Origin of the sequence: Mycobacterium sp., from assembly GCF_032159565.1 — a bacterium.
Lineage (GTDB): Bacteria > Actinomycetota > Actinomycetes > Mycobacteriales > Mycobacteriaceae > Mycobacterium.
On sequence record NZ_JAVHWR010000103.1, the window covers coordinates 1 to 23,032 of the forward strand.

Annotated in this window: 20 protein-coding genes; 16 read left to right on the forward strand and 4 right to left on the reverse strand. The window is 67.4% G+C overall.

Annotation, left to right across the window (positions count from 1 at the left end; genetic code table 11):
* Positions 1-1,644, reverse strand: a 1,644-nt coding sequence (locus tag QOC76_RS12495; protein WP_526357147.1) for an ATP-binding protein, incomplete at its 3' end; no start/stop codon positions are given.
* 99 nt (positions 1,645-1,743) lie between these two features.
* Between QOC76_RS12495 and QOC76_RS12500 the strand changes: the two genes are divergently transcribed.
* From QOC76_RS12500 to QOC76_RS12520, 5 genes are all read left to right on the forward strand, one after another.
* Complete coding sequence (locus QOC76_RS12500; RefSeq protein ID WP_526357148.1) at positions 1,744-2,328, forward strand: DUF1707 domain-containing protein; 585 nt, start codon at positions 1,744-1,746, stop codon at positions 2,326-2,328.
* Between the two features lie 16 nt (positions 2,329-2,344).
* Positions 2,345-3,202 (forward strand): type I methionyl aminopeptidase, encoded by an 858-nt coding sequence (map, locus tag QOC76_RS12505; RefSeq protein ID WP_526357149.1) that lies wholly within the window; start codon positions 2,345-2,347, stop codon positions 3,200-3,202.
* Positions 3,203-3,206: 4 nt separating this feature from the next.
* On the forward strand, positions 3,207-4,694 hold the full coding sequence (locus QOC76_RS12510; protein WP_526357150.1) for a cobyric acid synthase: 1,488 nt from the start codon (positions 3,207-3,209) through the stop codon (positions 4,692-4,694).
* Positions 4,695-4,704: 10 nt separating this feature from the next.
* On the forward strand, positions 4,705-5,376 hold the full coding sequence (locus QOC76_RS12515; RefSeq protein WP_526357151.1) for a hypothetical protein: 672 nt from the start codon (positions 4,705-4,707) through the stop codon (positions 5,374-5,376).
* 62 nt (positions 5,377-5,438) lie between these two features.
* Complete coding sequence (locus QOC76_RS12520; protein ID WP_526357152.1) at positions 5,439-6,002, forward strand: alpha/beta fold hydrolase; 564 nt, start codon at positions 5,439-5,441, stop codon at positions 6,000-6,002.
* Positions 6,003-6,008: 6 nt separating this feature from the next.
* On the opposite strand, the gene ngg is transcribed toward QOC76_RS12520, so the two are convergent.
* The 3 genes from ngg to QOC76_RS12535 form a co-directional block, all read right to left on the reverse strand.
* Positions 6,009-7,769 carry an N-acetylglutaminylglutamine synthetase gene (gene ngg / locus QOC76_RS12525; RefSeq protein WP_526357153.1) on the reverse strand — a complete coding sequence of 587 codons (1,761 nt, stop codon included), beginning with the start codon at positions 7,767-7,769 and terminating at the stop codon, positions 6,009-6,011.
* The gene (locus tag QOC76_RS12530; RefSeq protein WP_526357154.1) at positions 7,766-9,571 is read right to left on the reverse strand and encodes an N-acetylglutaminylglutamine amidotransferase; all 1,806 of its coding nucleotides are present in this window, start codon (positions 9,569-9,571) and stop codon (positions 7,766-7,768) included. Before QOC76_RS12530 ends, ngg begins: the two co-directional genes overlap by 4 nt.
* 75 nt (positions 9,572-9,646) lie before the next feature.
* Entirely contained in the window at positions 9,647-11,215 is a 1,569-nt protein-coding gene (locus tag QOC76_RS12535; RefSeq protein ID WP_526357155.1) for an amino acid permease, read from the reverse strand.
* A 195-nt stretch (positions 11,216-11,410) separates the two neighbouring features.
* Here QOC76_RS12535 and eat point away from each other — a divergent pair, with 195 nt between their 5' ends.
* From eat to QOC76_RS12590, 11 genes are all read left to right on the forward strand, one after another.
* On the forward strand, positions 11,411-13,015 hold the full coding sequence (gene eat / locus QOC76_RS12540) for an ethanolamine permease (protein WP_526357156.1): 1,605 nt from the start codon (positions 11,411-11,413) through the stop codon (positions 13,013-13,015).
* 91 nt (positions 13,016-13,106) lie between these two features.
* A complete protein-coding gene (locus QOC76_RS12545; protein WP_526357157.1) occupies positions 13,107-14,603 on the forward strand; it encodes a xylulokinase in 1,497 nt (498 codons plus the stop codon).
* Positions 14,600-15,952 (forward strand): iron-containing alcohol dehydrogenase, encoded by a 1,353-nt coding sequence (locus tag QOC76_RS12550; RefSeq protein ID WP_526357158.1) that lies wholly within the window; start codon positions 14,600-14,602, stop codon positions 15,950-15,952. The genes QOC76_RS12545 and QOC76_RS12550 overlap by 4 nt, the downstream gene beginning before the upstream one ends.
* A gap of 10 nt (positions 15,953-15,962) precedes the next feature.
* Entirely contained in the window at positions 15,963-16,658 is a 696-nt protein-coding gene (locus QOC76_RS12555) for a 1-(5-phosphoribosyl)-5-((5-phosphoribosylamino)methylideneamino)imidazole-4-carboxamide isomerase (protein WP_526357159.1), read from the forward strand.
* A gap of 9 nt (positions 16,659-16,667) precedes the next feature.
* On the forward strand, positions 16,668-17,408 hold the full coding sequence (locus tag QOC76_RS12560) for a GntR family transcriptional regulator (protein WP_526357160.1): 741 nt from the start codon (positions 16,668-16,670) through the stop codon (positions 17,406-17,408).
* Positions 17,409-17,450: 42 nt separating this feature from the next.
* The gene (locus tag QOC76_RS12565) at positions 17,451-18,800 is read left to right on the forward strand and encodes a glutamine synthetase family protein (RefSeq protein ID WP_526357161.1); all 1,350 of its coding nucleotides are present in this window, start codon (positions 17,451-17,453) and stop codon (positions 18,798-18,800) included.
* Positions 18,787-19,596, forward strand: a complete 810-nt coding sequence (locus QOC76_RS12570; protein ID WP_526357162.1) for a gamma-glutamyl-gamma-aminobutyrate hydrolase family protein — start codon at positions 18,787-18,789, stop codon at positions 19,594-19,596. The genes QOC76_RS12565 and QOC76_RS12570 overlap by 14 nt, the downstream gene beginning before the upstream one ends.
* A complete protein-coding gene (locus tag QOC76_RS12575) occupies positions 19,593-20,954 on the forward strand; it encodes an aldehyde dehydrogenase family protein (protein WP_526357163.1) in 1,362 nt (453 codons plus the stop codon). The genes QOC76_RS12570 and QOC76_RS12575 overlap by 4 nt, the downstream gene beginning before the upstream one ends.
* Positions 20,955-20,960: 6 nt before the next feature.
* The gene (locus QOC76_RS12580; RefSeq protein ID WP_526357164.1) at positions 20,961-21,746 is read left to right on the forward strand and encodes a 3-oxoacyl-ACP reductase; all 786 of its coding nucleotides are present in this window, start codon (positions 20,961-20,963) and stop codon (positions 21,744-21,746) included.
* Between the two features lie 2 nt (positions 21,747-21,748).
* Positions 21,749-22,471, forward strand: a complete 723-nt coding sequence (locus QOC76_RS12585; protein WP_526357165.1) for a FadR/GntR family transcriptional regulator — start codon at positions 21,749-21,751, stop codon at positions 22,469-22,471.
* 217 nt (positions 22,472-22,688) lie between these two features.
* Entirely contained in the window at positions 22,689-23,018 is a 330-nt protein-coding gene (locus QOC76_RS12590) for an ArsR/SmtB family transcription factor (protein WP_526357166.1), read from the forward strand.
* Positions 23,019-23,032 lie beyond the last annotated feature (14 nt).

Below are 23,032 nucleotides of genomic sequence, written 5' to 3' on the forward strand. Positions count from 1 at the left end.
GGTGTAATGGTCGCGGTGGCGTGCCCGCACGGCCTCCGCCTCGCCGGACTCGCCGAGCTTCTCCTGTGCGTATTGCCGTACCGTCTCGAGCAACCGGTATCGCGTACGGCCACTGGCGTTTTCGGCTGTCACCAACGACTTGTCGACCAGCAGGGCGAGCTGATCGAGGATCTGGTATCGCTCCACCTCGGCGTCACCGGCAACGGTCTGGGCCGCGTCGAGGCCGAATCCACCGAGGAATACCGCGAGCCGACGAAACAGGATTTGTTCGGGCTCCGTCAGCAGCGCATGTGACCAGTCCACCGACGCGCGCAGGGTCTGCTGCCGACGCACCGCGGTGCGCGCACCACCGGTCAGCAGTCGGAAGCGGTCGTGCAGGCCGCCGACAATCTCCTCCAGCGAGAGTGCGCGGACGCGTGCGGCGGCCAGCTCGATCGCCAGCGGCATGCCGTCGAGCCTCTTGCAGATCTCGGTCACGGTGGGGGCGTTGCCCGCCGAGATGGTGAACCCGGGTCGGACCCGGCGGCCCCGGTCGACGAACAATTCCAGGGCCTCGTCGGCCAGCGACAACGACGGCACCTGAAACGTCACCTCACCCGGCACTCCCGTCGACTCACGACTGGTCGCCAGCACCTGCAACGCCGGGCAGGCGGCCAGCAGCTCCGCCGCAAGCGATGCGGCCGCGTCGAGCAGATGCTCGCAGTTGTCCAACACGATCAGCGTCTGCCGCTCACCCACGAACTTCGCGAGCGATTCCATCGTCGAACGGCCCGGCTGGTCGGGCAGGCCAAGTGCACGGGCGACGGCCACCGGCACCACCGCCTCGTGCGTGACGGGTGCCAGGTCGACGTAGGAGACGCCGTCGCGATACTCGGACCCGACGCCGGCGGCGATCTGGATCGCCAGCCGTGTCTTGCCTGCGCCGCCTGCCCCCGTCAACGTCACCATTCGGTTGTCGGTCAACAGCGCGCGTATCTCGGCGATCTGCGGTAGGCGGCCGACAAAGCTTGTCAGTTGCGCCGGAAGGCTATGTTTGTCAGCGTTTTTCGTTACGCGCAACGGCGGGAACTCGTTGCGCAGGTCTGGATGGCACAGTTGGGTCACCCGTTCGGGCCGAGGCAGATCGCGCAGCTCATGGGTGCCAAGGTCGGTCAGCCAGGCATCGTCGGGCAGCCAGTCGGCCACCAGTTGCTCGGTCGCACCGGACAACACGGTCTGGCCACCATGCGCCAGATCGCGCAGCCGTGCGGTCCGGTTGATGGTCGGTCCGATGTAGTTGCCTTCATCGCGCAGCTGCACCTGCCCGGTGTGCACACCGATGCGTAGCCGGATCGGCGCCAGCGGCGCCCGCTGCAGATTCAGGGCGCACGCCACGGCGTCGCTGGCACGCGCGAATGCCGCGACGAAGCTGTCGCCCTCGCCCTGTTCGACGGGACGCACTCCGCCGTGTCCCGCGAGCAGATCGGTCAGATCGGTATCAAGGCGTGCGACGGCGGCCGTCATTTCGTCGGGCTGGGTCTGCCACAGCCGGGTGGAGCCCTCGACGTCGGCCAGCAGCAACGTCACCGTTCCGGTCGGTAGCTCGCCCATGACCTCGCCTATTACCAGGTCGCTCCACTCGGTTTCGCTCATGTTAGCCAGCATCTCCGGCTCGCATCCGCGAAACATCAGCGGAAACGCGCAAAGTTCCGCTACCGGCATGCTGATTCACGGGGAGGGCAGCGGCGGTATTTTGGAGTGGCCATGACCGGGATCAATGAGCAATCAGCCGTGATGCGTATATCGGACGCCGACCGCAACGGCACCCTGCGCCGCCTGCACAACGCCGTCGCCCTCGGCCTGATCGACATCGACGAGTTCGAGGAGCGCTCGGTGCTGGTGTCGCAGGCCCGGCTGCAATCCGACCTCGACACACTCGTCGGTGACCTGCCGGGACCCGGCGCGATCGTGACCTCCGCCACCGACCGGGTCGAGCTGCGCGGCGTGATGGGGTCGTTGAAGCGTCAGGGGGAGTGGACGGTGCCGACCCGGCTGGCGCTGCACCGGCGAATGGGCTCGGTCCAGCTCGACCTGACCCGTGCGCGGTTCGCCGGGCCGATGGTGATCATCGAGCTCGACATGAAGTTCGGTGGGCTGGATCTGCGGCTGCCCGACGGGGCGAGCGCATCGATCGACGATGTCGAGGTCGTTGTCGGCAGCGCCGATGACCACCGCAGGGACGCGCCCGCGGAAGGCACCCCGCACGTCATCCTGACCGGCAAGGTGGTCTGCGGTTCGGTCGACATTCGCGGCCCGCGCAGGTCGTGGTTCGGCCGCGACCGACACTGACGACTATTCTGACGTCATGCCTGTTCGCACCCTACTTCGCCCCGGCGTGGTGTCGCCGACCCTGCCGGTGCCCAGCTCGATCGGCCGCCCCGAGTACGTATGGAAGGCGACGGCCAGGGAAGGCACCGAACCGTGGGTGCAGACCCCCGAGGTGATCGACAAGATGCGGGTGGCCGGCGGCATCGCGGCGGGCGCACTCGCGGAGGCGGGTAAGGCGGTCGCGCCGGGGATCACCACCGATGAGCTCGACCGCATCGCACACGATTACATGGTCGACCACGGCGCCTATCCGTCGACGCTGGGCTACAAGGGCTACCCGAAGTCCTGTTGCACGTCGCTCAACGAGGTCATCTGCCACGGCATCCCGGACTCGACCGTCGTCGAGGACGGCGACATCGTCAACATCGACGTCACCGCCTACATCGACGGAGTCCACGGCGACACCAACGCCACCTTCCTCGCGGGCGACGTGTCCGAGGAGCACCGGCTGCTGGTGGAGCGCACGCACGAAGCGACGATGCGAGCGATCAAGGCGGTGCGGCCCGGCCGCGCGTTATCGGTTGTCGGCCGCGTCATCGAGTCGTATGCGAACCGCTTCGGTTACAACGTGGTTCGCGATTTCACGGGACACGGCATCGGCACCACCTTCCACAACGGCCTGGTGGTGTTGCACTACGACCAGCCTGCCGTCGACACCATCCTGGAACCGGGGATGACGTTCACCATCGAGCCGATGATCAACCTCGGCGCGCTGGACTACGAAATTTGGGACGACGACTGGACCGTCGTCACCACGGACCGCAAGTGGACCGCTCAGTTCGAACACACCTTGGTGGTCACCGACGACGGCGCCGAAATCCTGACCCAGCTGTGAGCTCGTGAGCGGCGCGTTACTGGTCGCTGGCACGACGTCGGACGCCGGAAAATCCGTGGTGGTCGCCGGCTTGTGCCGGCTGCTGGCCCGTAAGGGCATCACGGTGGCGCCGTTCAAGGCGCAGAACATGTCGAACAACTCGGCGGTCACCTTCGAGGGCGGCGAGATCGGGCGGGCGCAGGCGATGCAGGCGCGCGCCGCGGGACTGGCTCCGAGCGTCCGGTTCAACCCGATACTGCTCAAGCCGGGCAGCGACCGCACCTCACAGTTGGTTGTCAAGGGTCGTGTCGCGGGCACCGTGGCCGCAGCCGACTACATCGAACACCGGGACCGCCTCGCCGAGGTGGTCGCCGACGAACTGGCATCGCTGAGAGCGGAATTCGACGCTGTCATCTGTGAAGGTGCCGGGTCGCCCGCCGAAATCAATCTCCGCGCAACGGATCTGGCGAACATGGGTCTGGCGCGGGCGGCGGATCTGCCCGTCGTCGTCGTCGGCGACATTGACCGCGGCGGCCTGCTGGCCCACCTGTTCGGCACCGTGGCGGTGCTCGCGCCGGACGATCAGGCGCTCATCGCCGGGTTCGTCGTCAACAAGTTCCGCGGCGATCCGGCCCTGCTGGCGCCCGGACTCACACAGTTGGAACACCTCACCGGCAGACCCACATACGGTGTCATACCGTTCGATGACGGATTCTGGCTCGACACCGAGGACTCGGTGTCGGTGCAGGCCCACCGCGTCGTCGGCCGGCCGCAGCCGCCTGTCGGTGACCAGTGGCTGCGGGTCGCCGCCATCCGGCTGCCCCGCATCTCCAATTCCACCGACGTGGAGGCTCTGGCGTGCGAGCCTGGCGTGCTGGTGCGTTGGGTGACCGATCCCGCCGACCTGCCCGACGCCGACGTCGTGGTCATCCCCGGCAGCAAGGCGACCGTCGCCGACCTGAACTGGCTGCGCGACCGCGGCCTGGCCGACGGCGTCACCGCGCACGCCCGGTCGGGCCGGGCTGTGCTCGGCATCTGCGGTGGCTTCCAGATGCTGTGCCGCAGCATCGACGACCCCGTGGAATCCGGGGCGGGCAGTGTCGACGGCCTCGGCCTGCTCGACGCCGACATCCAGTTCGCGGCCGATAAGACGCTGCGCCGCCACGAGACGCCGCTGCACGGCTACGAGATCCACCACGGCCAGGTCTCGCGAGCCGCCGACGACGACTGGCTCGGCGTCGGAGTCCGGCGCGCCGAGGTCTACGGCACCCACTGGCACGGCCTGTTCGACAACGACCAGCTGCGGCGACGCTGGCTCGCCGGGGTGGCCGCGGCCGCCGCACGACACGGCTTCACCGTCGCCGACGACGTCGACGTCTCGGCACGGCGCGACGCCCAGCTCGACCTGATGGCCGACCTGCTGGCGGCCCACGCCGACGTCGACGCGCTGCTCGGCCTTCTGGATACCGGACCTCCCGGGCGGCCCGCCATCGTCAGCACTCTGCGTCGGTAGCCTTGGCCTCATGATCGGGGCGCGCGTCGGGGCGGCTGCGCTGGCAATACTGGTGGTCTTCGCGCCCACCGGCTGCGGAACCACGATTTCGGGCACCGCGACCTGGCCCGGCGCCAAGCTGGATCGGACCGTGCTGACCGGCGCGGACTTTCCGGCGGGCGTGCAGTACGACCGGATCGTCGAGAAACCCGGCCACGCCGACGGCGAAGGCGGTCCGCCCTCGATGCTGTCGAAACCCGAAGGCTGCTCCGACGCACTGACGCGGGTCATCGCCGCGACGGCGCAACGGGGTGCGGGCAGCTCCTCGAAGTACAGCGTCGCTTACGACGGCGCGCGCATCGTGATGACGGTGCTGACGTGGAACCTGGATCTGGACAGGCTTGCGGCCACGGCCGAGCGCTGTGCGCAATACCAGACCTTCTTCGACCCGGCGTCGGAAGGCATTCCGATCACCACCACGCGGCTGCAGACTGCGCGGCCCGACGCGCTGGTCTACGAGCAGACGATGAACCTCAGCGGGGCGACGAGCAGCGTGTTCTTCTCGTTCGAAAACGTCGACACGATGGCAGCGTTCGGCATGGCGTTTCCCACTCCGAATCCCACGATCGTCGTCAAAGGCTCGCTGCCGCAAACGTTTCTGGATGTCAGCAGCAAACAATCCGAGCGCCTGCGTAACGGCTGATGGCTGGGTGGGACCCACGCAAAAACCACCCGCCGTCCCCCTGCGCCCTGTAGTTTGACCCAATGCCTTCGACGATGGTTACCGTCGACGGTTTCCCTGTTCCCGTCGATGTCGCCGGCCCGGACAAGGGGTCCGTCGTGGTGCTGCTCGGCGCCGCACAGCAGGCGGCGTCGGCGTATGACGCCGTGTGCCAGCGGCTCCATACCGCGTCGCTTCGGACCATCGTGGTTGGTCCGGATCCACGGCTGACCGCCAAATCCGTCGTCGGCATCATGGACATGCTCGACGTGCAGTGGGGTCTGCTCGTCGGCGACAGGGTCGGCGGTGAGCTGGCATGGGAGCTGGCGGCTACCCGCCTGGACCGCTTCATCGGTCTGGTCGTGATCGACCGCGGTCATCCACGCGTCGCCGACCAGGCGGGCGCGATCCGCGACGAGCACTGCCCGCCGGTGGAAATGAACACCACCGCGCTGGTCAGCTCACCTGCGGCGCGGGCGGTGGCCCGGGCCAGCCAGCGCTACGTCTACGGCGACTTCAGGCTGGTCGAGCTGCTCGGGCGGCGCAACGCCCAGGAGTCCACCGCGCAACTGGCCGCCGAAATCGTGTTGCGCACCAGTACGTGGTGAGCCCGCTCAGTCAGGTGCCTCGGTAGGCGTCCACGCCTGCGGCAAACCCGGCGTCGTGGGGAAGAGGTAATCGACGAAGGCCGCGGCCGTCGGCTGGGGCTCGTGATTGGCCAGTCCCGGCCGCTCGTTGGCTTCGATGAACACGTACCCGTCAGCCGCGACGTCCGGCACCAGCAGGTCGATCCCGGTGACGGGGATGCCGATCGCCTCGGCGGCCTTGACGGCCACCCGGCACAGCTCCGGGTGCACCTCGGCCGTCACGTCATGAATCGTGCCGCCCTGATGCAGGTTCGCGGTGCGTCGCACGCGCAGCCGCTCTCCTTCGGGCAGAACGTCGTCGAAGGACCATCCGGCCTCGGCCACCGTCGCCTCGGTGACGGCGTCGACGGGGATGCGTGACTCGCCGCCGGTGGCCGCCGCCCGGCGCCTGCTCTGCGTCTCGATCAGGTCGCGCACGGTGTGGTGGCCGGTGCCGACGATCTCGGCGGGCTTGCGGATCGCGGCCGCGACGACCCTGCCGTCGATCACCACAAGCCGAAGATCCTCGCCCTTCGCGCGCTGCTCGATGAGCACCTCGGGATGCTGCTCGCGGGCCCGGGCCAGGGCGGTGTCGAGTTCATCCGGTCCGTCGACGCCGACGGTGATGCCCTTGCCCTGCTCGCCCCTTGTCGGTTTGACCACCACGTCGCCGACCTCGGCGAGGAATTCGTGGTCGCCCTCGTCGAACGTGGCCAGACGGCCCTTCGGGACCATGATCCCGGCTTCGCCGACGATGCGGCGCGTCTGCCGTTTGTCATCACAACGGCTCATGGCCACTGCGGATGTGTACTCGGACAACGATTCTCGGGTCACCACGGTGCGGCCACCATGCGACAGCCGCATCTCGCCTGCGCCCGCGTCCAACACCTCGACCCAGATGCCGCGGCGCATCGCTTCGTCGGCGATGATGCGCGCGTAGGGGTTCAGGTCGTCGACCGTCTCCGGCGGATGGGTGAAGAGCGGTTCGTTGATCGCGTTCTTGCGCTTGACGGCCATCACCGGAATGCGCTGGAACCCCAGTTTTTCGTAGAGCGCGATGGCGGCCGCGTTGTCGTGCGTGACCGAGAGGTCCATGTAGGCCCGGCCCCGGTCGCGGTAGATGTCGGCGAGCGTGCGCGTCAATGCAGCGCCGATGCCCGGCAGGCTCGTCGTCGGGTCCACGGCCAGCGTCCACAGACTCGAGCCGTCCTCAGGGTCGGAGAACAGCAGCTTGTGGTCGACGCCCGTCACCGTGCCCACCACCGAGCCGTCGTCGTCACGGACCGCGATGAGGTAATCGACCGCTTCGTGGTGGCGGTGGTTCTCCCAGATGGCGGCCGTGGGCGCGGGCACCATCCCGCAGCGGACGTAGACCTTGTTGATCGCGTCGGCCTCGGCCTCGTCCTGCAGCGCGCGCACGGTGAAGCCCGACGGCGCCGGAGAGGGCGCATCGTCGTCGGAGAACCGCAGCCGGTAAGTGTGACTCGGGTCGATGAACAACTCGGCGGGCGCCCTGGAAACGAGGACATGTGGCTCGCGGGCGTACATGCAGATGTCGCGTCTGCCGTGTGTCTCTCCCCGAAGCACCTCGGCCAGCTTGTCCCCATCGGCGAATGTCTGCCCGAAAATCAGTCGGCCCCAGCCGAGTTCAAGCTCGATGTCGTCGGCCATCGCGTCGACGAGGTCTGGGGGAGACGCGTCGTGCAGCCCGAGGGTGATCGCCTCCGAATGATCCTCGGTACCGCTCACGCCGCGGGCCCCGAGATTCCGTGCTTCTGCAGCCACAGCTCGAGCAGCGCGATCTGCCACAACTCGTTGCCCCGCAACGGAGTCAACCGGCCGTTGGGATCGGCAAGCAACGCATCCACGGCGTCGGGTTCAAACAGGCCGCGCTCCTTGGCGACCGGTGCGTACAGTGCGTCGCGCACCATGTCCAGGTACGAGCCCTCGAGATGGGTCAGCGCGGGCACCGGGAAGTAGCCCTTGGGGCGGTCGATGACCTCCGAGGGGATCACCCTGCGGGCGGCCTCCTTGAGGACACCCTTGCCGCCCTGCGCAGTCTTGAGATCCGGCGGGCAGGTAGCGGCCAACTCGACGAGTTCGTGATCGAGGAACGGCACTCGTCCCTCTAAGCCCCAGGCCATCGTCATGTTGTCTACCCGCTTGACGGGGTCGTCAACCAGCATCACGGTGGTGTCCAACCGCAGCGCACGGTCGACACCGCTCTGGGCACCCTCGCGGGCGAAGTGCTCGGTGACGAACCGGCGACTCGGGTCGTCGTCGGCGACGTGACCGGGTGTCGCCAACCTGTGCACGCCCTCGGCGTCGCGGTCGAAGAACGCCGCCCGGTAGGCCGCAACGGATCCATCTAGCGAGGCGGCGGCGGGTTCGCCCATCGGGGGATACCAGTGATATCCCGCGAACACCTCGTCGGCGCCCTGACCCGACTGCACCACCTTGACGTGTTTGGCGACTTCCTGGCTCAGGAGATAGAAGGCGACGCAGTCATGGCTGACCATCGGTTCGCTCATCGCGCCGATGGCGCCGTCGAGCGCGGGCAACATCCGGTCGGTGCCGATCCGGATCTGATGGTGGTCGGTGCCGAACCGGCGGGCCACGATGTCCGACCACTTGAACTCGTCGCCCTCGACGTCGCCGACGGACTCGAAACCGATGGAGAACGTCGACAGGTTCTTCTGACCGGCCTCCGCCAACAGGCCGACGATGAGGCTCGAGTCGACCCCACCCGACAGCAGGCAGCCCACTGGGACGTCGGCCACCATGCGGCGGTCGACCGCGACGCGCAGCGAGTCGAGAACCGCGTCCTCCCAGTCTTTTTCGGACCAGTCCTTGTGCTCGTCGCGGCGAGTGAAGTCTGGCGCCCAGTAGGTCTTTGTCGTGCGGCGGCCGTCCGGCTCGATCGCGACGAGCGTGGCGGGCGGAACCTTGGAGACGCCGCGCAGGATCGTGTGCGGCGGCGGGACGACGGAATGAAAGCTCAGGTAGTGGTGCAGCGCAACGGGGTCGATGCGGGTGTCGACACCGCCGCCTGCCAGCAGCGCGGGCAGCGACGAGGCGAACCGTAATCGGTTGGCGTCCTCGGTGATGTACAGCGGCTTGATGCCGAGCCGGTCGCGGCCGAGAAGCACCCGGCCGCTGTCCCGCTCGACGATCGCGAAGGCGAACATTCCGTACAGGCGGTCGACGAAGTGGTCGCCCCAGTGGTGGTATGCCTTCAGCAGCACCTCGGTGTCGCTGTGCGAAAAGAACCGGTAGCCGTGCTCGGAGAGTTCACGGCGCAGGTTCTTGTAGTTGTAGATGCAGCCGTTCCACGCGATCGCGAGCCCCAGGTCGCTGTCGATCATCGGCTGCGCACCGGCCTCCGAGAGGTCGATGATCTTCAGGCGGCGATGACCGAGGGCGACGCGTCCCTGCGACCAGGCACCCGCCGCATCGGGACCGCGAGGCGCCATCGCCTCTGCCATGGCCGTGACGGCCCCGAGGTCGGGCGTTCGGCCGTCGAGTCGCACCTCGCCGGTGGCTCCACACATCAGTTCGACCCTACCGCGCGGCGCCGCGCCCGGCGCGTCGGGGGATTGAGCGCCTGGTGGGGTGGCGAAAGCGGGTTAGGAAACGCCCTCCAACTCTTCACCTGGCTCATCTACCTGCCTGATGGGCCCGGTAAACCAGTTCTTCACAGATGCGTGCCAGTAGATGTAGAGCGCGATCAGCACGCCGCCCACCAACAGTGGGGTGTAGTTGACGAATTTCCACTCGAAGCTGCCGCCGAACGGCACACCGCCGATCGACGTGGGGAACAGCGCGATGAGCGACGTGATCGCGATCTCGATCAGCGCGACGGGCGCCATCCACTTGTGGTGCCCCCGCAGATTCCACCGGCCGACTTCGAAGGCATCGCCCATCTTCCAGCGGTAGTAGATCGGCACCGCGAAGCACAGGTACAGCCCGACGACGCCGATGGAGACCACCGCGTAGAAGGCGATCGGCGCCGGCGCGCCGTTGATGTCGACCTGGACCAACGCGGGCAGCGTGATGATCGCGGCGAGCACGGCGGTGACGATGACGCCGTTGGCGGGGATCCTTTTGGCGCTGACCTTCGACCACAGCTGATGGCCCGGCACCGCGCGGTCCCGGCTGAACGCGTACAACATCCGCGACGCACTCGTCTGGCAGGCCGTTGTGCAGAAGAACTGGCCCGCCGTCGAGATCAGCAGGATGATGGCCACCCACTGGCTGTCGAGTGCCTGCGCGAAGATGACCTGCACGAGGCCGCCGCCCGCGGTCACCTCGTCCACGTTCTGCACCGCGAACAGGAACGACAGCAGCAGGATCCAGCCGCCGATGGCCGAATAGAAGATCGACCGCCAGATTCCCTTGGCCGCTCCGTCCGCGGCGCTCTTCGTTTCCTCCGACAGGTGGGCGGACGCGTCATAGCCGGTGATCGTGTACTGCGTCAGGATCGCCGCGATCGGAAGGACGAAGAAGAGCCAGCCGACACCCTTGTCTCCGTTGAACATTCCGGTGTTGTTGACGGTCGTGGCGAACACGTCACTGAAGCTCGCGTGCCGCTTCGGCAGCAGTATCAGGATGAGGACGACGGCCGCCGCGCCCGCCACGTGCCACCACACCGAGACGTTGTTGATCACCGCGAGCAGGTGCGACGAGAAGATGTTGATGATCGCCGATGCCGCAAGGATGATCACGAACATGACGAAGACCCGGGTCAGGCTGTAGCCGGCGGCCCAGCTCTCACTGAAGGTGCTCAGCGTCAGGTCCAGGAACGTCGCGCACCCGTAGGACACCGACGCCAGGATCGCGATGAGGCCGATCAGGTTCAGCCAGCCTGTGTAAAACCCGGCCTTGGCGCCGCCGAGTTTGCTTGCCCACCAGTAGATCCCGCCTGAGGTCGGAAACGCCGAGACAAGCTCCGACATGCACAGGCCGATGATCAGGATGAAGACCGAGACGAGCGGCCACCCCCAGGCGATCGCCGCGGGGCCACCGTTGTTCCAGCCGAGGCCGAACGAGGTGAAGCAGCCCGCCAGAATCGAGATGATCGAGAACGAGATCGCGAAGTTGCTGAATCCGGACCAGGACCGCTGCAACTCCTGCACATAGCCGAGCTTGGCGAGATGCTTCTCGTCATCGTCGAGATGTTCGTGGCCCTCTGGCACGGCGACTCTCCTTCGCGGGGGTGGACAGAACTCGCATAGGCACAATAAAGCTCCAAAGGTCTGGTGTCCTACCTTTGGCGGTGTCGATTGCGTAAATCTTGACGGTAGGTCGTTGACCTCGTATCCGCCCAGGTTTATTGTCCAAGTTGTCTGACAACTTTGGTTCTGCAGCCAGTCGGAAGCCGAGGAGGAGCGATGACGGAGAGCACGCGGGCAGTAGGTTCGGTCACCTACCGGGAGGCCGGCCATGGCTATTTCGAGAAACGGCGGTTGCGTCGTCACGCCGCGTTCTGGTCGCTGTGGGCGCTCGGCGTCGGCGCCGTCATCTCCGGTGACTTCTACGGCTGGAACCTCGGCTTGGACGCGGGTGGCTTCGGCGGCCTGCTGATCGCCGGGATCGTCATCACGATCATGTACTACGGCCTGTGCTTTTCCATCGCCGAGATGTCGCCTGCCCTGCCTCACACCGGTGGGGCCTACTCGTTCTCCCGGTCGGCGATGGGCCCGTGGGGCGGCTTCATCACCGGTCTGGCCGAGAACATGGAGTACGTCATCACCCCCGCGGTGGTGGTCGGCGCGATGGGCTTCCTGTCGCACGACATCGTCTTCGACCTGACCGGCGCCGACGGCTGGTGGAACAGCCCCGTGCTGTGGTGGGCGATCTACTACATCGTCTTCGTCGGGATCAACATCATGGGCATCGAGATCACCATGCGGTTCACCGTCATCATCACCGTGCTGGCGCTCGCGGTCCTCGCGTTCTTCTTCGTGGCGGTTCTGGTCAGCCGGTCCTTCCACAGCGACCTGCTGACCAACATCCCGCCGGACGACGGCAACAGCAGCTTCCTGCCGAAGGGCATCGCGGGAATCTTCCCCGCGCTGCCGTTCGCGATCTGGTTCTATCTCGCGATCGAGGAACTGCCGCTGGCCGCCGAGGAGTCGCACGATCCGAAGCGCGACATCCCCCGCGCGACGATCTGGGGCCTGACCACGCTGATGGTGTTCGCGGTGCTGACCCTGTTCCTCAACACCGGCGTCGGTGGCGGCGCCGCGGAGATCGGCACGTCCGCGACACCGTTCTTCGACGGGTTCAAGGCGGTCTTCGGGGAGGGGACGGGCACCTCCCTGCTCGGCATCCTCGCGCTGATCGGGCTGATCGCCAGCTTCTTCACGATCATCTACGCCTACGGCCGCAACACGTACTCGCTGTCTCGCGCGGGCTACTTCCCGCAGAGCCTGTCGATCACGCATCCGACCAGGAACACGCCGTACGTCGCCCTCGTCGCAGGCGCCGTGATCGGCTACATCCTCTCGCTGGTGATCTACTTCGCCGGCCAGAGCGAGAACGCCCTTGCCGGCAAGATCGTCGGCGCGCTGCTGTACATGGCCGTGTTCGGTGCGGTGATCTCGTACTTCATGCAGTGCCTGGCCTTCATCGTGCTGCGCCGCAAGCTGCCCGACATCGAGCGTCCGTACCGCAGCCCCGTCGGCGTGTGGGGCGCGGCGATTGCGGGTGCGATCGCTCTGATCGCGCTGGTATCGCTGTTCCTCAACGAGGACTACCGGCCCGGTGTCTACGGCACGCTGGTGTACTTCGTGATCGGCGTCGTCTACTTCGCGGTCCGTGGCCGCCACAAGCTGGTGCTCTCACCTGAGGAAGAGTTCGCGATGTCCCACGGCAAGCGCGGAGCGAACCTGCAGGAGGAGGGTTACGGTACGGTCTCCGTCACCGAGATCTCGGCGGATGTCGATTCGGCGTCTCCGACGCCGGCTGACGATTCGCCGACTCGGTCACCATAGTCATGACCGGCGGGGAGGATTCCCGCCCAATCCTCCCCGCATACCGTAACTTTCAGTGCTCAAGCTCTACCGCCTAATCTGAGGGGGAGTCGTGTCTCTGGTCCTGGGAGTCGATGTCGGCTCGCAGAGCATCAAGGCCGTTATCGTCGACGAGGCAGGCGACGTCGTCTCCTCCGGGTCGGCGCCGTTGACCATGGTGCACGAGCATGACGGCTGGGCCGACCAGGACCCGTACGCCTACTGCTGCGCACTTCGCGGCGCCGTGCGCGCGGCAACCGACGGCGTGCAGGCCGACCGGGTCGTGGCGATGGGGCTGGGCAGCCAGGTCGACGGAGTCGTCGCATGCGACGCGGTCGGGGCACCGCTGCGCGCGGCGATCATCTGGCTCGACAAGCGTGCCACCAAACAATGCGACCAGCTGGTCTCGACGGTGGGGGCCGACCTGCTGGCCGAGCGCACCGGCTTGGTGGCCGACGCGTCGCACAGCGCACCGAAGATGATGTGGCTGCGGGACAACGAACCGCAGGTGTGGGAGACCGCCGCCATGCTCGCCCCCGTCGGATCTTATGTCCTGCATTACCTTTCGGGTGAGCATGCCCAAGATGCCGCCAATGCGTCGTCGACGATGGTGTACGACGTGACCAAGGGCGGTTTCGACAGCGAGCTGTGTGAGGCGGCAGGCCTCGACCCGGCCAAGCTGCCCGGCGTGCGGCCGTCGACGGACGTGGTCGGCACCCTGCGCGCCGACGTCGCCGCCGAACTCGGGCTGCCTGCCACCTGTGCGGTGGTCGTCGGCACCGGAGACGAGCATGCCGCGTCGGTCGGGGCGGGCGCCATCGAGTCGGGGGTCGTCGTGGACGTCACAGGCACCGCGGAACCGGTGACGACGGTCGGCGCCGAACCCGTCCGCGACCCACTAGGTCTGGTGGAGACGCACGGGCACGCGGTGCCCGGTTCGTGGCTGATCGAAAACCCCGGATTCGTCAGCGGCGGCAGCACTCTCTGGCTGGCCGGAGTGCTTGGCATACCGCAGGGCGAGATCTTCACGCTCGCGCGGAAGGCGCCACCGACCAGCGACGGTGTGCTGTTTTTGCCCGCGCTGTCCGGCTCGACCGCCCCGCGCTGGAACGACGCGATGCGCGGCGCATTGCTCGGGCTGGCGATGAATCACACCTCGGCACACGCGGCACGTTCGGTGCTCGAAGGGTGCGCGTACGCACTTCGCGACATCGTGGACCGGCTCAACGCGCTCGGCCTCGGCCACGGGGAAGTCCGGATCGTCGGCGGCGGTGCGCGCGACGACCTGTGGGCGTCGATCAAGGCCGATGTGCTCGGCAGGCCGGTGCGCCGTGTGCTGACCGAAGAGGCCACCGCCGTCGGCGCGGCGATGGTGGCGGGAGTCGGAGCCGGAGTGTTCGCCGACTTCTCGGCGGCATCGGTAGCCGTGCAGCTGGATCCCGACACCATCGACCCGGACCCCACCGCGCAGAGGCAGTATGCCGACGCCTACGGGCGCTACCTCGCGGCGTTCGATGCCGTCGAATCGTCGTTGGCGCCGAACCCCGAATCATCGGCTCGACCGACGTGAACACCACAGTGCCTGAGCCCAACGCCATCCTCGCCGACCTGCGCGGCAGGGGCCACGACGACCTGCCCGACGTCGATATCCGCGTCGGCACGTCGGTTCTGGACGGCGCCATCGCCGATGCCTGCGCCAGGCCGGGTACGCCTGCGCCGGTGATCATCAGTGACGGCGGCCCCTACCGCACGCCGGCAGGACCGGTCGTCGACCGGCTCGCCAAGAAGCTCGGCTGCCCGGTGATTCAGCTGGGCACGGGCACCGTACGCGCCGACGAGGAAACGGTCGGGCGCGCGGTCGCCGAGGTGGGCTCCGTGCGGCTGCTGATCTCGGTCGGCGCCGGCACGCTCACCGACATCGCGAAGGTCACCGCGCAGCGCACCGGCAGCCGCCACGTCGCCGTCCAAACAGCATGCAGCATCAACGGTTTCATCGCCGACCGCAGCGTTTTGGTCATCGCGGGTGCGAAACGCACGGTCGTCTCGCGATGGCCGGACATGCTCGTCGCCGACTCCGACATCCTCACCGCTGCCCCTGCGGGGCTGAACCTCGCCGGGGTGGGCGACCTGTCCACGGTTCCCAACGCGGTCGCCGAGTGGCAACTCGCGGCGGGCCTCGGTCACGGACCGGCGTATGACGCCGCGGTCGTCGAGCAGGTACTCGCCGCGATGCCCGCACTGCCGAGGCTCGCGCAGGCCACCCGCGATGCCGAGCCAGGCGGACTCGCCGACCTGGCCCGGCTGCTCGCCGGCAGCGGGCTGTCGATGGGGATCGTCGGCTCGACCGCTCCGGCATCGGGCAGCGAACACGCGGTGTCGCACCTGCTGGAGATGGCGCTGTCCCAACGCCAGGGGCCCGCCGCGCCACACGGCATGCAGGTGACCGTGGCGACCCGGCTCGCGCTGCGGGTCTGGCAACTCGTCGACCGGACGATCTCGTCGGGATCGGCCCGGCTGCAGGTGCCCGACGAGACGGCGAGCCGGGACGCGGTGGCCCTCGCCTTCGCCGAACTCGGCGCGAAGACCGTCGACGAGTGCTGGACGGCCTACTCCGCGAAGCGGAACTGGCTGCAGGAGCATCTGTCGGATGTCGAGGCGATGGTCGCCGACTGGAACGGGTTCAAGCGGACGCTGACTTTGCCCACGCCGGAGCAGTTCGACGAAGTGAGCCACGCGAGCGGCCTTCCCACCCGGGCCCGAGATCTGGGCGCCGGCTACGACGACCGGCTGCTGTTCTGGGCGCTGCGCAACTCTTGTCTGCTACGCGAACGGATTTCGGTCGTCGATCTCGCCGACCTGCTCGGAGTCTGGTCAGACGACATGGCGCGGTCGATCGTGGCCGACGCCGAAAGAGAATGAAGGAGAACCAATGGCCCATTTTGTTTTCATGTTGACCCACGGCGACCGAACCGTCGACAACGCCGCCGAGATCATCCCCACACTCGCCGGCAGCGGGCTGCGCTACATCGGCTTCAAGGACGTCGGAGCGGACCTCGCGCGGCAACGTGAACTGACCGCGCTTTCCCACGACGCCGGGTTCGAGGTGATGCTCGAGGTGGTGTCCACCAGCAAGGAGGCCGAGATGGCGTCGCTCCGGTCGGCCGCTGAGGCAGGCTTCGATTGGGTGCTCGGCGGAACCCACGGCGCGGAGACGGCGGGCATGCTTCCCGACGGCGTCAAGTACTGCCCGTTCCCCGGCCGGGTGGTCGACCACCCGAGCGTGCTGCTCGGCACGGTCGACGACATCGCCGCGGACGCCGAAGAGTTGACGGCACTCGACCACGTCAGCGGGCTGGACCTGCTGGCATATCGCCACCCGAGCGCCGACCCGCTCGAGTTGATCCGCAGGGTCAGCGCGAGTTCGCGCGGCCCGGTGATCGTCGCGGGCTCCATCGCCACTGTGGAACGCGCCGTTGCGGTCAGCGAGGCGGGTGCGTGGGGCTACACGATCGGCAGCGCGATCTTCGACGGTCTGCTGCCGGGTGCGCCGTCCGTCGCAGACCAGGTCCGCCGGGTGCTCGAGGAGACCGCGTCGGCAGCCGGTGCCGCGCAGGGCACCACGTAGGCTCGTGAAATGCCTGGGCAGACGTTGCTCGCCGACCGGTTGCGCGACGAGCTGCTGGAGGAGATCACCAGCGCGCAACTGGAGCCCGGAACCAAACTGCCCACCGAGGGCGAACTGTCCAAGCGGTTCGGGGTGTCGCGGGCGACGGTGCGCGAAGCGGTACGTGGCCTCGTCGAAGCCGGCTACGTCATCCGGCGCCGCGGGTCGGGAAGCTATGTCGCCGAACGTCGGCGGATGCCGCACGGGCTGGACTCGACATTGAGCTATCTCGCGATGATCGAGAGCGCAGGCGCGCACGCCGGGATGCGGGTGCTCGATGCCGTGTTCGAGCAGTCCTCGAAGATCGACGGCCCCCTGCAGGTGGGCAGGGGCGAGAAGGTGCTGGCGGTGGAACGCGTCCGGACCGCCGACGAGCAGCCGGTGATCTACTCGCGCGATCGCATCCCCGCCCGGCTGCTGAGAGACGACCTCGACCTCGAGAACCTCGACCCCTCGTTGTTCGCGCTGCTGAGCTCCTCGGGCCATGCCGCTGACCACGCGACGGCGACCCTGCGCGCCGTCGCCAGCACCGGCTTCACTGCCAAGGTGCTCGGGATCCGACGCGGCAAGCCCCTGCTCTACATCGAGGAGATCGATTACGACCGCGACGGCACGCCGGTGATGCTGTCGCAGGAATGGCACGTGTCCGAGGCGTTCGACGTCCGGATCAACCGGCAGGCGCGAACGGCGCCGATATCTGCGCAGCGCTAGCGGTCTAATGGTCGGATGACCTACCTTTAGGGAGTGCCTGGAATGCTGTCGCAAACCGAATTGGAGTCGTTGGTCGCCGCCGGAGACATCGACACCGTGATCGTCGCGTTCTGCGATATGCAGGGCCGGCTGACCGGCAAACGCGTTGCCGCACGGCTGTTCGTCGAAGACGTCGCGGCCCACGGCGCGGAATGCTGCAACTACCTGCTCGCCGTCGACGTCGACATGAACACCGTCGACGGCTACGCGATCTCCAGCTGGGACACCGGCTACGGCGACATGGTGATGACGCCGGACTTCTCCACGCTGCGCCTGCTGCCGTGGCTGCCGGGATCCGCGCTTGTGATGGCCGACCTGTCGTGGACCGACGGCAAGCCGGTGACGCAGGCGCCGCGCAGCATCCTCAACAAGCAGATCGCCCGATTGGCCGACAAGGGACTGGTCCCGTTCATCGGCACCGAACTGGAGTTCATGGTCTTCGACGACTCCTATCGTGAGGCGTGGGCCGCCGGGTATCGCGGCCTGAAACCGGCCACCGACTACAACGTCGACTACGCGATGCTGGCGTCCACCCGGATGGAGCCGCTGTTGCGCGACATCCGGCTGGGCATGGACGGCGCGGGCATGTACTGCGAGGGCGTCAAGGGCGAATGCAACTTCGGCCAGCAGGAGATCGCGTTCCGCTACGACCACGCCCGCGTCACATGCGACAACCACACGATCTACAAGAACGGCGCCAAGGAGATCGCCGACCAGCACGGCAAGAGCCTGACGTTCATGGCGAAATTCGATGAGCGCGAAGGCAACAGCTGTCACATCCATATCTCGCTGCGCGGCGACGACGGCAGCGCGGTGTTCGCCGACTCCGGCGCGAGCGACGGCATGTCGGAGATGTTCCGGAGCTTCATCGCGGGTCAGCTTGCGACGCTTCGTGAGCTGACGCTGTTCTATGCGCCGAACATCAACTCCTACAAGCGATTCGTCGAGGGCAGTTTCGCGCCGACGGCGATCGCGTGGGGAATGGACAACCGGACATGCGCACTGCGGGTCGTCGGCCACGGTCACGGTATGCGGATGGAGTGTCGGGCGCCCGGTGGCGACGTCAACCAGTACCTGGCGGTTTCGGCCTTGATCGCGGGCGGGCTGCACGGCATCGAGCAGGAGCTCGAGTTGCCGGATGCGTTGGTGGGCAACGCTTACACGAGCGGCGCGGAGACCCTGCCGACCACGTTGACCGAGGCCGCCGAGCTGTTCGGAGAGTCCAAGGTCGCGCGCGAGGCCTTCGGTGACGATGTCGTCGAGCACTACCTCAACTACGCCCGCGTCGAGCTGAAGGCATTCAATTCCGCGGTCACCGACTGGGAGAGGGTGCGCGGCTTTGAGCGGCTTTGACGCAAGAAGCGAAGGCGCATCGCGCAGATATGACCCCGCGCCCGTCCTCGGCCTGACTACCTATCTGCAACAGGCGCAGACGGGCATCTGGGATGTGCACGCCAGTTTTCTGCCCGCCATCTACATGGAGGGGGTCAACCTCGCGGGCGGCACCGCGGTGCTCCTGCCTCCGCAACCCGTCGAGGCTGCCGAACGGGTGCTGAGCGGGCTGGACGGTGTGATCATCACCGGTGGGCGGGACGTGGATCCGGCCGCCTACGGCCAGCAGCGTCATCCGGCCACCGACGAGCCGGTGCAGGCCAATCGTCAGCGAGACGCCTGGGAGATCGCGTTGGTACGCGGCGCGATCCGGCGAGGCATCCCGCTGCTCGGCATCTGCCGCGGGGCGCAGGTGGTCAACGTGGCGCTCGGTGGCACGCTGCACCAGCACCTGCCCGACGTCGTGGGCCATATCCGCCATCAGCAGGGCAACGCAGTGTTCTCCACGTCGGCCGTGCGCACGGTGCCGGGCAGCATGCTGGCCTCGCTGATCGGCGACACGTCGGACGTTCAGTGCTACCACCATCAGGCCATCGACCGGCTGGGGCAGGGCCTCGTCGTCAGCGCGCAGGATGACGACGGGGTGATCGAGGCGGTCGAAATCCCTTCCGGGACGGTCGAAGCGGCGGGACAAGGGTCGGACAACTTCGTTCTCGCCGTGCAATGGCATCCCGAGGAACGCCTCGATGACATCCGCTTGTTTGTGGCGGTGGTCCACGCCGCTGCGGAATACGCGACAGGAAAGGTGAGTGCGTGACTTCGTCTGTTCTGATCAACCCCGCCACGGAGCAGGAGTTGCGCACCGTCGAGCGGGTTGACGAGGCCGGCGTCGACGAGGCGGTGGCGCGCGCCGTCGTCGCGCAACGTTCGTGGGCCGCGTTGCCCCCCGCCGATCGCGCCGCCGCGCTTCGGGCGTTCGCGTCCGTCGTCGACGCGCACGTCGACGAGCTCGCCGCGCTCGAGGTCGCCAACTCCGGACATCCGATCGGCAATGCCGAGTGGGAGGCGGGACACGTTCGCGACGTGCTTCAGTTCTACTCCGCCAGCCCGGAACGCCTGTCCGGCAAGCAGATTCCGGTGGCGGGTGGACTCAACGTCACCTTCAACGAGCCGCTCGGGGTCATCGGCGTCATCACCCCGTGGAATTTTCCGATGCCGATCGCATCGTGGGGTTTCGCCCCCGCACTGGCAGCGGGCAACGCGGTGCTGGTGAAGCCGGCCGAGTGGACGCCGCTCACGACGATCCGGCTCGGCGAGCTCGCGCTGGAGGCCGGGCTGCCCGAGCACCTGTTCCAGGTGCTGCCCGGCAAGGGTTCGGTGATCGGCGAACGTTTCGTCACCCACCCGGATGTCCGCAAAGTCGTGTTCACCGGCTCGACCGAGGTGGGCATCGGCGTGATGGCCGGGGCCGCCAAGCAGATCAAGCGGGTGACGCTGGAACTTGGAGGCAAGAGCGCCAACGTCGTGTTCGACGATTGCGACCTCGAACATGCGGCCGCCACCGCGCCGTACGGAGTGTTCGACAACGCAGGGCAGGACTGCTGCGCGCGCAGCCGCATCCTGGTGCAGCGCAGCGTCTACGACAAGTTCATGGAACTGCTCGAGCCCGCGGTGAAGGGTGTCGTCGTCGGCGACCCGTCCTCGAAGGACACCGAGATGGGCCCGTTGGTCTCGGCGTCGCATCGCGATTCGGTCGCCTCCTACGTGCCGGACGACGCACCCGTGGCGTTCCGCGGCAGTGCACCGAGCGGCCCTGGATACTGGTTCCCGCCAACGGTGTTGACGCCCCCGCGCACGGACCGCACCGTGACCGAGGAGATCTTCGGACCCGTCGTCACGGTGCTGCCGTTCGAGGACGAGGCCGACGCCATCGCGCTGGCCAACGACACCGAATACGGTCTGTCCGGCTCGATCTGGACCGACAACCTGTCGCGGGCGATTCGGGTGTCCCGCGCCGTGGAATCGGGCAACCTGTCGGTCAACTCGCACTCATCGGTCCGCTACAACACGCCGTTCGGCGGCTTCAAGCAGTCCGGTCTAGGCCGTGAGCTGGGCCCCGACGCGCCGCTGCACTTCACGGAAACCAAGAACGTCTTCTTCGCAATCACGGAATGAGCCCAGGTGACTAACACAACCGATCTGACCCAGCGACTGGCAGGCAAGGTCGCCGTCATCACCGGCGGCGCCAGCGGCATCGGGCTGGCGACCGCCAAACGGATGCGGTCCGAGGGCGCCACGATCGTCGTAGGCGACATCGACCCGGCAAGCGGAAAGGCCGTCGCCGACGACCTGGAGGGCTTGTTCGTGCCCGTCGACGTTTCCGACCAGGTTGCGGTGGACACGCTGTTCGACACCGCCGCGAAGACCTACGGGTCGGTCGACATCGCGTTCAACAACGCGGGCATCTCGCCGCCCGAGGACGACCTGATCGAGAGCACCGAACTCGATGCGTGGCAGCGCGTTCAGGACATCAACCTCAAGTCGGTGTATCTGTGCTGCAAGGCCGCCCTGCGGCACATGGTTCCGCAGCAGAAGGGCTCGATCATCAACACCGCGTCGTTCGTGGCGGTGATGGGTTCGGCGACGTCGCAGATCTCCTACACCGCATCCAAGGGCGGCGTGCTGGCGATGTCGCGTGAGCTCGGTGTGCAATTCGCACGGCAGGGCATCCGGGTCAACGCGCTGTGCCCCGGGCCGGTGAACACTCCTCTGCTACAAGAACTGTTCGCCAAGGATCCCGAACGGGCGGCGCGCAGGCTCGTGCATGTGCCGCTCGGCAGGTTCGCGGAACCGGAAGAACTGGCTGCAGCAGTGGCGTTCCTAGCCAGCGACGACGCTTCGTTCATCACCGCCTCCACGTTCCTCGTCGACGGCGGTATCAGCTCGGCCTACGTGACTCCGCTCTAGCCATGTCGGCCGACCCGGACGTTCCGCTCGCAGGCGAAGCACTACTTCGCCCGGTTCGACCGGGAAACGCCTTCGAGGACACCGTGAGTCGGCTCCTGCAGACGATCCGGCTCGGTGTACTGCAACCAGGCGAGTCATTGCCGCCCGAGCGGGAATTGGCGGCACGGCTCGGCGTCAGCCGCGACACCGTGCGGGAGGCGATCAAATCGCTGTCGGACGCCGGCTATCTGGTGTCACGGCGTGGCCGGTACGGCGGCACATTCCTGGCCGAGTCGCTTCCCGCGCACACCGGCGACACGTCGGAAGTGACACGCTCGGGGATCGACGACGCGCTTCGACTGCGAGAGGTCCTCGAGGTGGGCGCCGCGCGGATGGCGGCGAGCCAGACGCTGACCGCCGCCGACCGGGAAGTGCTCTGGGCGCGGATGAACGATGTCCGCGGGGCGCCCGCAGCCGACTACCGGCGGTTGGACTCGCGATTCCATCTGGCCATCGCCGAGGCGGCCGGGTCGCCGTCGCTGGTGACTCTGGTGGCCGAGAACCGGATGCGGGTCAACGGCCTGCTCGACCAGATCCCGCTGCTGGCACGCAACATCGCCCACTCCGACGAGCAGCACGAGGCGATCGTCATGGCGATTCTCGCAGGCGATTGCGACGGGGCCGCCGCTGCGATGCTGGCACACGTCGCCGGGTCGGCGGCACTTCTGCACGGCTTCCTCGACTGACCACCCAGTCGCGCAACCGGATCAGCCCGAATGGGTTGCCGCTCTGGACCGGGACTTCCTGGCGTTCCTCACCGATTGGAACAGGTCGACCGAGCCCGGCGAGACCGCCTACTACGCCGAATACCTGCTCGTCACCGCGACGAAAAGCGATCGGTAGCGGGAAACGACTGCGGGTGATTGGGCCGCTGACATCGGCGGCTGGATTACATTGATTGCAGTGGACAAGCCCGTGAAGCAGCTTCTGGTCGAGCGCGCGTCGTCGGCGCTGGCCGACGTCGACACCGCGGGCTGGACCTTGCGCTTCGATCTGCTGTCCGATCCCAACCGGTTGGAGATCCTGCTGTGCCTGCACAGGGCGCCGGGGATCTGCGTAGGGGATCTGGCCGCCGCGCTCGGGCGGTCTGAAAACGCGGTGTCCCAAGCGCTTCGGGTGCTGCGGCAGCAGGGCTGGGTGAGTTCCACCCGGGTCGGCCGAGAGGTCAGCTACCGGCTCGAGGACGAAATCGTCCACGAGCTGTTGCACCGCATCGGTGCCCAGCACGGCTGAGACCCGGTTGCCGG